The organism is Paenibacillus germinis, assembly GCF_013141785.1.
In the GTDB taxonomy this organism is placed as follows: Bacteria; Bacillota; Bacilli; order Paenibacillales; family NBRC-103111; genus Paenibacillus_E; species Paenibacillus_E phytorum.
In genome coordinates, this window is the sequence record NZ_WHOC01000007.1 from 1 (window position 1) to 15,340 (window position 15,340).

Sequence of the window (15,340 nt, forward strand, 5' to 3'; positions counted from 1 at the left end):
AAAAACCAGCTCTTCTGAGCTATTTCCACATATTCCACTGTATAAATCCAATGGAACTAACCCCAACCGCCGATGTCATGAGACATCATTGGATATAATCCAATCAAATCCCTCAAGTTCAGGTATTTCGACCTTTCTCCCAACTCAAATAAATATGGAGTTAGCTTCGCTTACCCCAAAACATATAAATTCTTATCTGTAAACAAAGAGCAATCGAAACCAAGTTGTTCTTTGGTTTTGATTGCTCTTCATAATTCTTATCGGACGTCCGCTGCGTTCAACAACGGCCATACTTTCCCCAGCCAATTAGCTAGAATGACGAGCAAAATCCAATAAAAGATATAGTAAACATCTAACACCGAATAGGATGATACATAATAATAAGTCCGTTTTTTTTGCGCGGAAAAACGCTTCGCTTCCATGGCCACAGCCGTCCGGTGAGCGCGGCGTATGCTCTGGGCAAGCAGCGGAATGGCATACATGCGCAGCGTCGTATACCATCCGGTGATTGGATTACGCTTCTTTTTGCCCCGCACCTTCAGCGCAAAGCGAAGGGTTTGAAATTCTTCAAGCATAAGCGGCAGCATGCGCAGCGCGGCGAGGAAGCTGTATGCGTATTTCGGCGCGACTTTCCACTGCTGCATCATGGCATAGAACAGCGCGACCGGCCGTGTGGTCAAGCTGAACAGCAGCCCGACCGCAGCAACCTGAAGGCCCCGAAAGCCCAGATGGATCCCGCGATAGAAGCTTTCTTCGGTGATTCGGATGAAGCCCAACTGGTACCAAAGCGTATCTCCGCTGCCGAACATCATCATCCCCGTGGAAGAGGATAGGAAGATCAGCAGGAACGGTGAAGCATACAACAACAGCCGCTTCATTGGATGGCCTGAGAACAAGAAGAGCGGTACCAGTGCTCCCAAGGTCAAATACATCATGGCATTCAGATTATGCGTGAACACGACAACAACAAACAACAAGATGGACAGGATAAGCTTCACACCCGGATTCACCCGGTGCAGCCAGGTTTCACGATACGCGAATGTTATTTGCATAGCATCGCAGCTCCTTCCGGAGCATGTGCAACTGAGGCCGGCAGCTTCTCAGCCGGCAACTCCTTCACATGCCCATCTTCAACCTGCCAAACGCGTGTGGCGCAGCGTTTCACAATCTCCGGATCGTGCGTGACCATCACGATCACAGTTCCGCTCGCCCGCAGCCGCTCCAGCTGCTGCAAGATGCGCAGCGTGCCGCGCGCATCGAGCCCGAAGGTGGGCTCATCGAGCAGCAGAATGCGTGGGCCGCGCACCATCGCGGACGCCACGCTTAAGCGCCGCTTCTGGCCCATCGACAGCTGGAATGGATGCCTCTTGCGCAGCGCGAGCAGGTCGTATTCCCTAAGCAGCCGCTCTATAGCCGCCGGCTGCACATCCCGCCCCTGCTCCGCTTCCGGCAAGGAGTAGGCCAGCTCTTCCTCCACCGAATTCGTGACGAATTGGAATTCGGGGTTTTGGAACACAAAGCCGACTTGCTCTGCAAGGTGCTCGACTTTGCTGCCCTTCACCCCCTCAATCCAGCAGCTGCCGTGGGTTGGGATGAGCCGCATGATCGCTAGCAGCAGCGAGCTTTTGCCAGCGCCGTTGGCGCCGACAACGGTAATCCAGTCGCCAGGATAGACGCTCAAGTTATCCACAGAGGTCTTGATCTGCCCTCCGCGTAACCCTACAAAATCGCGTAGGGTCATGACCGGCGCCGCAGTCTGAAGGACGGAAGATGTTTTTAAATCCATTCCATTATCGTCCCAAACCCCAGGGTACCAGATCCCGTAGTCGATCATCTGCTGTTTGTACGCCTCGAACACCTCTTGAGGTGGACCATCTGCTAGCAGTCCTCCATCTGGTGACATGACGATCAAGCGGTCGATGAATCCTAGGATGCCGCTTATTTTATGCTCCACGATAACCAGTGTCTTCTCAGCACTAATCCTTCGAATCGTTTCCCATACCTGCTCAGTGCCTTCTTCATCCAAAAGCGCCGTAGGCTCGTCAAGGAACAGCACTTCCGGCTCTAGGGCAAGCACACTCGCAATAGCAAGCCGCTGTTTCATTCCTTGCGACAGATTCCCAATCAAGGTATGGGTGTCTTCTAGTTGAAGCCCCACCAGCTCCAGATAATATGCGATACGAGCAGGCATCTTCTCACGTGGGACTTGTAAATTTTCCAAGACGAAAGCAATTTCCTCATCCACATACGGCATGCAGAACTGTGTCTCCGGATCTTGAAAGACATAGCCTGAGCGGCTTGGAATGTGAATGCCATCTGCCTTGAGCGGAATCTCTACAATGTCAGGCACAATACCGCTCAGCACTTGAAGCAGAGTTGATTTTCCGCAGCCGCTCGGCCCTAGAAGCAGTACCTTCTCTCCAGGTTCAATTGAAAAGGAAACCCCCTGAAATAACAGGGGGGCATCTTCTCCGGGATATTTTAACCTTAAATTCGTAACGCTCATTCCTTCGCTCATCACGTTACCCCAATACGTCGTAATCTTTCTTCGAAACAGGACGAACTAGACTGAGCACACCAGTACGAGCCAATGCACCTGCTAGGTAGTAAGCGAATACGCCGGCGATCAAAGCGCTGCCTAACAGTCGAAGTCCAATAAACAGACAGTAATTCCAGAACGTGAGTTGATCAATATAGCCATAGTAATTATCCACAAGCAACGATAACGCTGCAGATGCGAAGGACGCTAGGATGGTCATACCAACATTTGCACGGCGGTAAAGGAAAAGGGCAAAAACGAGTTCGGCACCAAGCCCCTGCAGCAATCCATATACCAACGTTGAAACACCCCAAGAGCCACCAAAAAGCGCCTCAATCGTCGCAGCCGCTACTTCAGCCAATAAGGCAACGCCAGGTTTGCGAATAACCAGAAATGCGAAGGTCGCTGCCATAAACCACATGCCATAGCTCAACTGCTCCGCGTGAAGACCGAATGGTTTCAAAATATCGTACATTGGCCCCCATACGCGATAAATCACACCAAACACCGCTGCGATCACAATGGTGATCAAAATATCAGTCAATCTCAAACCCTTTGCTGCTGTTTCTTTTTGTGCCATCTGTTTATTCGACTCCTTTTCATATATAGATGTATAAATGAGATAGACGAACACGAAAAAAAGCCCACCGGGTAGCGGCAGGCATAAAATTAGTGCAAAAAGGCACTTCATTCTCTACGCTGGCATTACCCAGATCAGATTAACGGTCAGTGGCATGGGGCCACTATCTCAGCCTGACTTCATCAAGCACCCGTGTTGCTATTCATTTGGCTTAACTGTAGCGGATTGCCAACTTTTTGGCAATGCTTTTTTGAGAAATTCGCTCTATTTTTCAATCAAATGCTGCAAATCATTCGTTAATCCGTTCAGCTGGCGAATGCTGTCTACGATATCTTCAACACGCCTTTGCTGTACTTCAGCGCTAGCAAGCACCTCTTGCACGGAAGCTGCGGATTGCTCAGTAATCGCTGCAACGGAAGTCATTTCCTCAGCAACTCTTTGCGACGAAGTTAGCAATTGAGCATTCATGCGCTGGAGGTTTTCCGCTTGTTCCATGACTTCAGTCGTGTTATTGTTGATGACTTCGAACAACTGATCGACGCTCTCCGCTGATTTCTTACCTGATTCTACGGCGGTAATACCGACGGCAACCTTCTCCACAGCTGTCTCCACTTTATTTTGAATAGAGCCCAGAATTTCCGAGATATCTGTGGATGCCACATGTGCATTCTGCGCCAGCTTACGAATTTCGTTCGCAACAACGGAGAAGCCTTTGCCATGCTCACCTGCGCGGGCAGCCTCAATGGAAGCATTTAACGACAAGAGGTTCGTTTGATTCGCTATTTCGGCAATCGTTGTAACGATATTTCCGATTTTCACATTTTCTTCATTGACCGCATTCATAATTTCTGAAGTTTCGGTCACGATAACGGTAATATCATTGATTTTGAGCGACAAATCTTCCATCTGAATCTTGCCTTCATTCGTCATCCGGGCCGTATCTCGGGACCTGCTGCTCATCGTGTTCGATGCGGAAGAGGTCATCTCAACCGTCTCATTTACTTCCTGAATAGCGGTTGTAATATCCGTGATGCTGGTTGCTTGCGACTCAATGCCAATCGAGATTTCTTGAAAAGCAGCCACGACTTCTTCGGTAATTCTGCCCGTAACGGACGCATTTTCTTGAAGCGTATTGCTGGATGTTCCAAGCACTTCTGTTGTTGTACGGACGCCTGTCAGAATTTCTTCTGACTTCACACGCGACACCTCAGACTCTTTCACGCTTTTCACTACATTAGCAAGCATTCTAGTTCCAATTTGGCCTTGCCCTACCAATGTTAAAATGGTCAACAAGTAGAAAGCGTTAATGGTTACTAGGCTGAAATCCCCGGGTAATGTGGAGCAAAAATAGTTCAAATTAATAAGTCCAATCACGGCATTAAGCAAAAGCGGTCGGAAGTTCATATACAAAGAAACGAGGGTCAAACCGAGAAACAAAATTAGAATACTGGACAGGGCGGGGACATGGGCCATAAAAAAATAAGAAATGATGTTAAAACCTACAGCAATAACATACATCGTGTAAGGGACCCAGATTTTTTTCCAAGTTAAGATAGTACATAAGAGAGCAATCGGTGCTCCGTAGGAGAGCAAAGTCATGATCATTTTCGGCGAGTGATAGGCTGCGGCGATTCCAAGTACCAAGCATCCCCATAAAAGCTTGACCATTAATCCATTTCTTCTGTGTAATTCTAATCGTTGTTCTGACACTGGAACTTCTCTCCTTTTTTTCTACATGAAATGACATTTTATTACATCATTCAACAATTGGCTGAAAAATCCTCTATTTCAAATGATAACGAGCAAATCTTTACGCAGAAATTGACTTCTAGCCAACAGTATAACTACAATATGTAGTGTGATATTTTAAAATTAATTCTAAAAGGAGATTATTTATAATGGATCATTCAACCATGCAGCACGGACCTGATTTTATGGCTATTTTGCTCTACATAGGATTGGCTATTTTTGTTTTGTCGATTATTGGCTATATGTTGGCCGCGAAAGCCCACAAGCAGAACACAAGTCGATTGAAAAAGACGGAGAAACAGGCTTTGCAAAAAAAGCAAAAGACCTTGTTGCTTCTCTCTCACACTCTCGTTATTACCGCGATATGCTGTGTGGGAACCTCGCTAATTCAGCAAAATTCCAGCAAATACAGTGTAGAAAAATTGAATTTAAATGCTCCTATCCAAGTCGTGACAGATAAAGATTATGGACGAGGGCATGCAGAGGGTACACTATCCTATGAAATGAAAATCCCGACCTCCGGTACACACAGTCCACATGACTTAAAGTTCGGCTTTTATAAGGAAAGACCTTCCTATGAAATGCTTGTTCATAATTTAGAGCACGGCGATATCATTATTCATTACCACCCTGATGCTCCTAAAGAATTGCTAGATCGACTCGACTATTTGACGCATTTTAAAAAAGCTGGAGCCGGTGTACTAGCTGTACCCAATCCAGATGTACCTAGCGATCAGGAGGTCGTTGTAACCGCATGGACGAAAACGATGCAGCTTACAAAGTTTGACGAAGCAAGTGTGGGAACGTTCATCTACCAAAACATTGATAAAGGACCTGAACAGATCCCTTCCGAAGTACGCCGCGGCGGCGGTACGATGTAAGTTAATACTACTTGCGAATCGTTTCACGGTCGGATACTAAATCCGTTGGTACCAAGCCGGTTAGACGCCTGAATACACGGTAAAAATAAGACGGGTCATTGTACCCGATGAACTCGGAAATCTCGGTCACTGACAGCGCAGAATGTCTAAGCATGTAGATGCCCGTTTTGATCCTTGTAGCATGGACGAATTCGCTGATCGTTTGACCTGTCACTTTGCGAAAAAGTGCGGCAGCATAATTCGGGGATCGGCTTATGCACGCGGCAAGCTCGTCTTTGGTCACGTGCTCGCGGTAATGGTTCTGAATGTAGCTTTTCATCTGCTCCACTAGCTGTGCAGTAGCGGTCGTTGTAGTATCTTGGTCCCACTCTCTATGGAGATAGACAAACAATTCTTTGAGCAGCGCTTCACACAGTGTTTGGTAATAGGATTGCTTGTCTTGCCACTGCTGATGGATAAGGCGTAAACGATCTACAATTAACTCATATTTGCCCGTTACTCGGCTAGTGTAATGCGGCAGCTGGAGGAGTGGAAACAGTTCTGCTGCTTCCTTAGCAGTGAATTGAACGACGTACTTTTCATGGATCTGGGTCGGCACACTCCTTCCATAAAAGGGTGTTTTGCTCGGTATGAGCAGCCATTGCCCTTTCTCAACTACCTGCTTCTTCTCATTGATCCAATACACACATCGGCCATAGGTAACGAGAACGAGCATCCAATTGGGACATCCCTCCAACTCTTCCTTATACCAATTGCTGCTTTTGTCGTACGTAAAGGTTATCACCTGCATAATGGCACCTTCCTGCATACTATAGTACATACATCATACTATAGTTCATAGAACTTCGGCTCATTTAGGCATATAATGAAGCCAAAATTCATTCGTTACTATCGAAAGGAAGTCCTAAACACCATGCGTAAAACAAAAATCATTTGTACCATGGGACCCGCTTGTGATTCCGTCCCTACTCTTAAAGAATTAATTCGCGCGGGCATGAGCGTCGCCAGATTGAATATGGCTCATGGCGATTTAGATGAGCATCGGGGACGCATTCAGCGCGTACGTCAAGCAGCTGCTGAGCTTGGTGTCATCATCCCTATTCTGATGGATATTAAAGGTCCGGAAATCCGCATCGGTCAATTGAAGGATGCTTCCTACGATTTGCAAAGCGGTGATCACATTGTGCTTACGACTGAGCAAATTATCGGCGATTCCAAACGTGTTTCTGTGAATTACCCTGGCCTTCCGCAGGATGTTAAGCCGGGAAATCTTATTCTTATTGATGACGGCTCTATCGAGCTTCGTGTAGAAATGATTGACGGTACAGAAGTTACTTGCAGCGTCTTGAATCAAAGTGTCTTGAAGCAGCGTAAAGGTGTTAATCTGCCGGGCGTGCGTACTTCCCTACCCGGTGTTACCGAGCGCGATGTGATGCATATTAAGTTCGGAGTTGAAGAGAATATTTCTATCATCGCGATGTCTTTCGTACGTAACGGAAACGATGTTAGAGAAGTTCGCGGGATTTTGGAACAGCATGGTGCAGCGTTTACGCCGATTATTTCGAAGATTGAGAACGAAGAAGGCATGACGAATTTCGCTTCGATCCTTGAAGCTTCTGACGGCATCATGGTTGCGCGGGGTGATCTCGGCGTTGAGATTCCGACGGAGGAAGTTCCGATTGCGCAGAAAGATATGATTCGCGCTTGTAATTTAGCTGGCAAGCCTGTTATTACGGCGACGCAAATGTTGGATTCCATGCAGCGCAACCCTCGTCCAACACGCGCAGAAGTAAGTGACGTGGCGAATGCGGTGCTTGACGGCAGCGACGTTGTCATGCTTTCCGGCGAGACAGCCGCAGGCAAGTATCCCATCGAGTCCGTGACGATGATGGCGACGATCGCCGAGCGCGTAGAGCAAACTATGGAGCGCAGCTCCTTGATCGACGCACAGCTTCAGTCGAATAACGAAGTGACTGAGGTACTCTGCCAAGCGGTTGTATCATCCGCAAACAAGCTGCACGCTGCAGCCATCTTGACGCCAACGGAGAGCGGCTTCACTGCTCGGATGATCGCGAAGTACCGTCCGGAAGCGCCGATTATCGCAGTGACGTCCAATGAATATGCGATCAACTACCTGAGCATGGTGCAGGGCGTTATCCCGATTCTTGGCGAATTCTGCGACTCTACTGACGCGATGATTCGCTCTGCCATCGGGCAAGCTGAGACGCTCGGCTACGTGAAGAAGGGCGACATCACTGTTGTCTCCGCTGGTATCCCAGTTGGGAAATCAGGCACGACTAACCTGTTGAAGGTTGAGCGGGTTTAGTCATTAAAATAACCGTCTGCTGTACCCTTCCCAGACAAATATTTTCTGTAAAAGACACCCCTTTGGGTGTCTTTTTTTGTTGGGTGGCTTGGGAATTTGTGTTTAACTTGAAATTGTGTACGAGACGAAGGTTGCCTAGACCATCATGGGGAGCGCTAAGGTGACACTACCTGCATTTCGTACATCAAAATTATGGGTTTATCCCCTTTCGGATGGAATTACCTGCAAAATGTGCAGCTAATTTCGCCCAAAAGGCTGAAAACCCTCGTTAAGCGGAAAATTTGATGCAGGAAATGCAGGTAATCCACCCGATAAGTCCAGCTACAGTGAAATTTGATGTAGGTTTTGCAGCAAATTAGTTTAAACAAACTCCACTTGGCGCGTTCCAGTGAAGAACTCAGCCGCAGCCTTGTTGGTTCTTAATCTTATTACCCTCTGACCTCCCCTTCACGCTCGATATTACTCCCTTTTGGGGCAGACTAATCAAGCTAAATAATGATGGAATAACGGAGGCCTCATGATTATCCGACTCGGATTCGTATCTATAGCAATGGCGATTTTTAATAACACCCCTAGCTCCACTTTTACATATAAGCTCTTCTCTCAGCATCCGCGGGAGGAGGCCATGCAGCGAGTCATCGAGATCGGACGCAAAAATCTCGAGGCAACTCAGCGAATTCTGTACTATAATGCCGCTCATGGTATTCGTTTATTTCGTCTATCATCGTCGCTCATTCCACTAGCCACCCATCCGGATGTGCAGATTGATGTGGCCACCGAATATAGAGATGAACTGCGAAAGCTCGGCGATTTCGCCAACAGTCAGGGAATCCGCCTAAGTATGCATCCTAATCAATTTACGCTGCTAAACGGGAGTGACTCGGTTGTGAAGGCCGCTATAAGGGACTTGCACTATCACGCTGCGATTTTGGATGGGATGGGACTTGATGAGTCAGCCATCATCAATATCCACGTTGGCGGTATGTACGGAGATAAAGCAGCCGCCACGGAGCGGCTATTTGTTAAGATACCTGAGGTGCCCGAGCATATCATGCGGCGTCTTACATTTGAGAATGACGACAAAACTTACACGCTGGAGGAAACACTGGCCGTGAGCAAAAGGCTGCAGCGCCCCTGCATGCTGGATTTGCACCATGATTGGTGCAACCCATCCACAGCTTCTCCCATCGAACTACTGCCGGAAATTGCTAAGACCTGGGGCGACATTCCGATGAAAATTCACGTCTCCTCGCCAAAGGATGAGAAAGAGTTCCGATCTCATTCCGACTACATTGAGCCCGATCAGCTCATCCCTTTTCTGAAAAGCTGCAAGGAGGTTGGCCTCCCTCGCATCGACGTCATGATCGAAGCCAAAATGAAAGATCTAGCCTTGTTCCGACTTGCGGAGCAGCTTGGAAAAATTCGCGGCGTGAAACGTGTGGATGGCGGCGTTTTGACGTGGTAGAACAAAAAACCGTTTCAGACCAACAATCAGAAGCGGTTTTTATTCGCAGTCGAATCCTTTTTTTCCAATGGTACCGTATGAATCTGGCTCTTCACATGCTTTATCGCATTAATTTCACCGCCGATGATAATGATGAGCGCCGAAATATAGAACCACGTCATGAGCACGATGATCCCCCCGACACTGCCATAAGTCGCGCTGTAGTTGGTAAAGTTATTAACATAGAAGGAGAAGCCCAAGGATGTTAATTGCCACCCAACTGCCGCGAATATCGCTCCAGGAAGGACGCTTTTGCAGGTCAAGCACGTATTGGGGGCTATGTAGTAAATCCCGATGAAGACGACAAACACGATCACAAAGTTTACAATCCAGCGTAGGTTGTTCCACAGATCCACTTGCTTGGATGAAATAGAAATGTTGGCAAGCGTCCAATCCCCGATCCAATGACCAAACACGCTGAGCAGCAGCGCTGAAGCGATGACTATGAGCATGCCCAGCGTCAGCATCACAGCGAGAAAACGCGAGTGTATGAAGCTTTTGCGCTCAGGCAGCCCGTACGCTTTATTAACGGCAATGACGATCGCATTCATCGCTGCGCTGGCACTCACCAAGGCCAATATGATCCCGAAGGAAAGTGCGCCTCCTCTTTTCACATCAAGCAGATTGCTAAGCGTTTCATCGATCCACCCGGCGACTGCCCCCGGAATATATTCTTTAATGAGCCCCATGACATCATCCGAGGAGAACGGCAAATACCCCAATAGACTTAGAATAAATAGAAGAAATGGGAACAGCGATAGCAAAAAATAGTAAGCGCATTGGGCTGCAAGCCCCGTGGCATCATGCTTTTCGAACTGATTCCAAAGCAATTTTAAGTAAGATATCCCCATATGTATATAGGTCCTTTCATCGGTCTATAAATGTGATAGAATAGGTAGTCCAGTATTGCTATGAAATAGGTGATGATTTTGACTTCTCTTTCTATTTACCCTACACCATTAGGTACGAATCAAACCACAGAGCGACCTATCCCGCATGCGCGTATGGCGCTTTTAACGAATAGTTCCGATTTTGTGTCAGATAGCGATCGTGACGCTTACTTTTTCCGCGACTTGGAAAACCATCAGATTCTGTTGAATGAAGCGCAGGTTCAGGCTGTGCGCCATTTCAAAGGTCCCTTACTTACCCTGGCGGGAGCCGGTTCCGGCAAGACAACTGTTCTGGTGTGCCGAGTGGCTTATTTACTGCGTGTCCACCGGGTTCATCCGTCGAATATGTTGTTGATTACTTTTTCGAAAAAGGCCGCCGAAGAGATGCGGGAACGCCTCACGTCCATGCCGGGTCTTGATCATAGTATGACCAATACGATGCAAGTGCGGACATTTCACGCTTTTTGCCTCAGATTACTGCGAATGAACGGGCTACAACAAGAGATTCTGAGTGATGGCCGCTATCAGCAAATTGTCTTCAAACGCATCATGCTGGGCATGGGGCTGCAGGATACATACCAACCCGAAGTGCTCATTTCCTTGCTTTCCTCATATAAAATGCAGCTGATCGAGGTCGAAGACCTGCCTGAAGGAACGGAAGAAGATAAAGAAGTGAAGAAAATTTTCATGCAGTATGAGCAGTGGAAAATGGAACAGCAGAAGATTGATTTTGATGATATTTTGATCAAAGCGTACCACTTATTGCAGCAGAACACCGATGTCCTGCGCTCGCTGCAGCGAAAATTCACTTATATTAGCGTCGATGAGTTCCAGGATACGAATACCGTGCAATACGAAATCATTCAAATGATTGCAAAGGACCACGAGAATTTGATGGTCGTTGGTGACGATGACCAGACGATTTATTCGTTCAATGGCGCGCGAAATGAATTTATTCTACAGTTTCATGAGAAGTATCCTGCTGCCAAGACGGTCACTCTTGATATTAATTACCGTTCTACTTCAAGCATCGTCGGTCTGGGGAATGCCATCATCACACACAATGTCCAGCGGAAGTCGAAGACCCTCCTCGCCACGAAGGAAAGTGATCGGAAGCCGCAATATGTGAAACCCACGAATAGTGACGACGAGGCCGATTGGTTAATTAACGATCTTCGGATTAAAGTAGCCGAGGGTGGCAGCCAATATGGCGATTTCGCTATTTTGTATCGGACAGCCAGCAACAGTCGGGCGATTATCGAGCAGTTGATTCTTCATAATTTGCCTTTTGTGGATTACGGTAGCAATGACTCCTTCTACGATCAGTGGATGGTGAAGCCGATTATTGATCACTTAAGGCTTGCCCATGAGCGGCGAAATTTCGAAGCCATAGAAGGTGTCCTACCTTCATTATATATAGGACGAGACCAAGGCATGCGGATTATTCAAGATCAGGAAGCGATTCAGGCGAAAAAGTGGCCGCTCATCCACCTGCTCGGTCTGCCTCAGCTGAAAGATTTTCAGAAAGAAAAGCTCAAAAGTCGCATCCGGCTCATTAAATCGCTTGCTGAAATGAAGCCGCTCGCTGCCGTTCAGGCGATTCGCAAGGATTTCTATGATGCTTTCCTAGAGACGAACAAGCGCAGCAAGCTGACGAGTCACAGAGAAATGCTGAAGGAAACGCTGGACGAGCTGGAATCTTCGGCCAAGCGATTCGATACGGTGGAGCAGTTTCTTTATTTTATCCATGAGGTCGCGGAAAAACGCACCGAAATGAGCCGGCTCCAAAAAGAACAATTCGCGAATAAAATTTCGCTCATGACGATTCATAAATCGAAGGGACTGGAGTTCCCGATCGTGTACTTGCTCTGTGCGATTGAGGGCAATATGCCGCATAGCTCGGCACTTGATGCCAGCCATCTGGACGATGTGAAGATGGCTGGGGTTACAGGGCGCGACAAGGGAACCGCCGCGCTGGAGGAAGAACGGCGACTGGCCTACGTCGCCGTCACGCGCGCCAAGGCTGAGCTGCTGATCAGCTCGCCGGCGTTTTATCGCGGGAAGAAGGCGGAGCCTTCCCGCTTCCTGCTGTCCGCGTTCCCTGGCGCGGACACGGTGGACAGCCGCAAGCCTGCGGCGGCTGTTGGTGTTGGTGCAGCAGCGGCGCGGCGCCCGACCGCTGCTGGGAAACCCGCCGCCGCGAATGAGCGGGTCGCGGCGTGGATCTGCGAGCAGGCCGGCTGCAAGGCCTGGTCGCGCATCTCTTCGCCGCAGGAAGCGAAGCTTGCGGCGAAGGCATGCCCCTTGTGCAGCGCAGCGATGGTCAAGGGCAGCCACATGGTTTCGCTCGCTCGTTAGCCGAGCATGCTTACATGTCCACTTAAGCTTTTCGATGGATGATTTCCACATCAAGGCTCCAACTTTCAGCCGGGATCACATGCGAAACAAAAAAACGCCTTCCGCCGCCTTGAGCAAGAATGTTCGTAAAATAGATGCAAATCAAGTACTCCCAAAACGAATATATTGAAACATTCGTTTGTGCATCCGTGTAAAGTTGTACGTTGTACAACTTTAAGCAAGCTAATCCACGTTTTACACGCGATTGTTGCAAAAAATACAACAATTCCAGCCAAAAGTAGCTCTATAGCATGAAAAGCGGCTAAATTATTGTACAACATACAACAATCCTTAGCTTGCCCATAAGAAATCAAGGAAATTGTTGTACGTTGTACAACTTGCCTTCCTATTTCTCAGAAAAACCTAGTCACTTACAGAGCCGATGATTAGGCATATATCCACAATCTCACTCAGCTCAGCAAAAACTAAACATGCTAAATAAGGGATAAGCTTCACCTTCCCCCCGCTAACCTAATAAGAGCAGCAATCCCTAGTGGGAATGCTGCTCTCTTTTATAACTCTTTTAAACAAGTTCCTTCAAAGCCTCTAAAGCCGCATCATAATTCGGATGCTCCTTCATCTCCGTTAAATACTCCACATAACGAACCGTATTGTTCTCATCCAAGATGAATATCGCACGCTGATCGAGCTGAATCTCTTTAATCAAGACACCATACGCTTGACCGAAAGCGCGGCTTTTATAATCAGATAAGGTTACGACTTTATCGATGCCTGCAGCCCCGCAGAAACGACTCAGTGCAAAAGGAAGATCCACTGAAATCGTCAAAATGACGACGTTATCTCCTAGCTTATCTGCTTCCACATTGAAACGACGCGTCTGTGCATCACATGTGCCTGTATCCACGGAAGGGACGACCGAAATCAGCTTCACTTTACCTGCATAATCCGATAGGCTTACCTCTGTCATCAAATCTTTATTTACCTTAAAATCTGGCGCTTGATCGCCAACCTTAATCTCCGGTCCTAGTAAAGTAACTGGATTTCCTCCAACTGTTGCTACCCCTGTGCGTTCTTGTAACTGTGTCATATTCTTATTCCTCCTAGGATTGTATGTTTTAACACATTAGATTCGTTGTGATTCGTTGTTTGTTATGCTTTCTCAATAACCGCTTTAAGCTTCTCTTTCGGTTGTACCCCAACCAGCTGATCAACCAATTGACCATCTTTGAATACGAGCAGTGTAGGGATACTCATAACGTTATATTTAGAAGCGGATTCTGGGTTATCATCCACGTTGATTTTTACAATTTTGGCTGCATCACCGATCTCAGCAGATAGTTCATCAAGGATAGGAGCGATTATTTTACAAGGTCCGCACCAAGGGGCCCAAAAATCTACGAGTACATTACCCGCTTCAATTTCATTGTTAAAAGTGGCATCGGAAATTTGTTTAACTGACATGGCTAATTCCTCCTAAAGTTTTTTTATACTAACATGCATTAAGCATGCTGTTCTGAAATAAATCGTTCACAATCAAGTGCCGCCATACAACCGCTTCCTGCTGATGTAATCGCTTGGCGATAAATGCGATCCTGCACATCTCCACAGGCGAATACGCCAGGTACAGTCGTTTGTGACGTTCCGGGAATAACCTGCAAATATCCGAGTTCATCTGTAGGCAGCTGTCCGCCTAGGAAGCTAGTGTTCGGAGTATGCCCAATCGCTAGAAAAATACCATCTGCCTCCAGCAGCTCTTCCTCGCCAGTTACGTTATTGAGCACCTTAAGTCCAGTCACTCCAAGAGGGCCAGCTACGACTTCAAGCGGTGTCCGATTGAGGCTCCAGGCAACTTTTTGATTGCCGTGGGCGTGATCCTGCATGATTTTCGATGCTTTCAGATCGTCACGACGGTGCACTACGCGCACTTCAGAAGCGAATCGAGTCAAGAATTGTGCCTCTTCCATCGCTGTATCCCCGCCGCCAATCACGATAATCTTCTTGTTTCTAAAGAAAAATCCATCGCAAGTTGCACAGGTGCTAACGCCTTTACCAATATTGTCGGATTCACCGGGGATACCCAGTTTCTTGGCGGTTGCGCCTGTGGAAATGATCAACGAGTCCGCCGTCAATTGACCTCCATCCTCTAAGAACAAGGTGAATGGTCGTTTAGACATATCCACTTCTGTAACCCGACCCGACTGAATCGTAGCGCCGAAACGCAACGCCTGTTTACGCATATTGTCCATCAGCTCCGGCCCGGTGATGCCATCCGGGAATCCTGGGAAGTTATCTACTTCTGTGGTGGTAGTTAACTGCCCCCCAGGCTGTATGCCTTCTATGACTAAAGGCGACATGTTCGCCCTTGCCAGGTAAATCGCTGCGGTTAACCCCGCTGGTCCAGTTCCGATAATGATGGCTTTGTGATGCATAGGAATGCCTCCTTTAATATTTCATGTTCATATTATGTTTTCTTTTTATTTGTTAGCAATTTAATTTGAAACAACTTTATGGAT

13 protein-coding genes are annotated in these 15,340 nt (G+C 47.6%); 4 read left to right on the forward strand and 9 right to left on the reverse strand.

The annotated features are described in order from the left end of the window. Positions 1–257: 257 nt before the first annotated feature. From GC102_RS00630 to GC102_RS40245, 4 genes are all read right to left on the reverse strand, one after another. A complete protein-coding gene (locus GC102_RS00630; protein ID WP_171687779.1) occupies positions 258–1,052 on the reverse strand; it encodes an energy-coupling factor transporter transmembrane component T family protein in 795 nt (264 codons plus the stop codon). Beyond that, a complete protein-coding gene (locus GC102_RS00635) occupies positions 1,043–2,518 on the reverse strand; it encodes an ABC transporter ATP-binding protein (protein WP_171687780.1) in 1,476 nt (491 codons plus the stop codon). The genes GC102_RS00630 and GC102_RS00635 overlap by 10 nt, the downstream gene beginning before the upstream one ends. A 4-nt stretch (positions 2,519–2,522) precedes the next feature. Next, complete coding sequence (locus GC102_RS00640; protein ID WP_171687781.1) at positions 2,523–3,119, reverse strand: ECF transporter S component; 597 nt, start codon at positions 3,117–3,119, stop codon at positions 2,523–2,525. A 264-nt stretch (positions 3,120–3,383) separates the two neighbouring features. Next, positions 3,384–4,829, reverse strand: a complete 1,446-nt coding sequence (locus GC102_RS40245) for a methyl-accepting chemotaxis protein (RefSeq protein WP_171687782.1) — start codon at positions 4,827–4,829, stop codon at positions 3,384–3,386. Positions 4,830–5,017: 188 nt separating this feature from the next. On the opposite strand from GC102_RS40245, the gene GC102_RS00650 reads away from it, so the two are divergent. Continuing rightward, entirely contained in the window at positions 5,018–5,749 is a 732-nt protein-coding gene (locus GC102_RS00650; RefSeq protein ID WP_171687783.1) for a DUF3105 domain-containing protein, read from the forward strand. Positions 5,750–5,756: 7 nt separating this feature from the next. On the opposite strand, the gene GC102_RS00655 is transcribed toward GC102_RS00650, so the two are convergent. Next, entirely contained in the window at positions 5,757–6,539 is a 783-nt protein-coding gene (locus tag GC102_RS00655) for an AraC family transcriptional regulator (RefSeq protein ID WP_171687784.1), read from the reverse strand. Between the two features lie 123 nt (positions 6,540–6,662). Here GC102_RS00655 and pyk point away from each other — a divergent pair, with 123 nt between their 5' ends. After that, entirely contained in the window at positions 6,663–8,075 is a 1,413-nt protein-coding gene (gene pyk, locus GC102_RS00660) for a pyruvate kinase (RefSeq protein WP_171687785.1), read from the forward strand. A 517-nt stretch (positions 8,076–8,592) separates the two neighbouring features. After that, positions 8,593–9,540, forward strand: coding sequence for a UV DNA damage repair endonuclease UvsE (gene uvsE, locus GC102_RS00665; RefSeq protein ID WP_171687786.1), 948 nt, complete (start codon positions 8,593–8,595; stop codon positions 9,538–9,540). 26 nt (positions 9,541–9,566) lie between these two features. Here the strand turns inward: uvsE and GC102_RS00670 are convergent, their stop codons facing one another. Beyond that, a complete protein-coding gene (locus GC102_RS00670; RefSeq protein ID WP_171687787.1) occupies positions 9,567–10,430 on the reverse strand; it encodes a YihY/virulence factor BrkB family protein in 864 nt (287 codons plus the stop codon). A 78-nt stretch (positions 10,431–10,508) separates the two neighbouring features. Between GC102_RS00670 and GC102_RS00675 the strand changes: the two genes are divergently transcribed. Beyond that, the gene (locus tag GC102_RS00675) at positions 10,509–12,827 is read left to right on the forward strand and encodes a UvrD-helicase domain-containing protein (RefSeq protein WP_246320675.1); all 2,319 of its coding nucleotides are present in this window, start codon (positions 10,509–10,511) and stop codon (positions 12,825–12,827) included. A gap of 562 nt (positions 12,828–13,389) precedes the next feature. On the opposite strand, the gene tpx is transcribed toward GC102_RS00675, so the two are convergent. The 3 genes from tpx to trxB all read right to left on the reverse strand — a co-directional run bounded on the left by tpx (position 13,390) and on the right by trxB (position 15,256). Continuing rightward, positions 13,390–13,914, reverse strand: coding sequence for a thiol peroxidase (gene tpx, locus GC102_RS00680; RefSeq protein WP_171687789.1), 525 nt, complete (start codon positions 13,912–13,914; stop codon positions 13,390–13,392). A gap of 62 nt (positions 13,915–13,976) precedes the next feature. Then, positions 13,977–14,288 (reverse strand): thioredoxin, encoded by a 312-nt coding sequence (trxA, locus tag GC102_RS00685; RefSeq protein WP_171687790.1) that lies wholly within the window; start codon positions 14,286–14,288, stop codon positions 13,977–13,979. Positions 14,289–14,326: 38 nt separating this feature from the next. After that, entirely contained in the window at positions 14,327–15,256 is a 930-nt protein-coding gene (trxB, locus tag GC102_RS00690) for a thioredoxin-disulfide reductase (RefSeq protein ID WP_171687791.1), read from the reverse strand. Between the last annotated feature and the right edge of the window lie 84 nt (positions 15,257–15,340).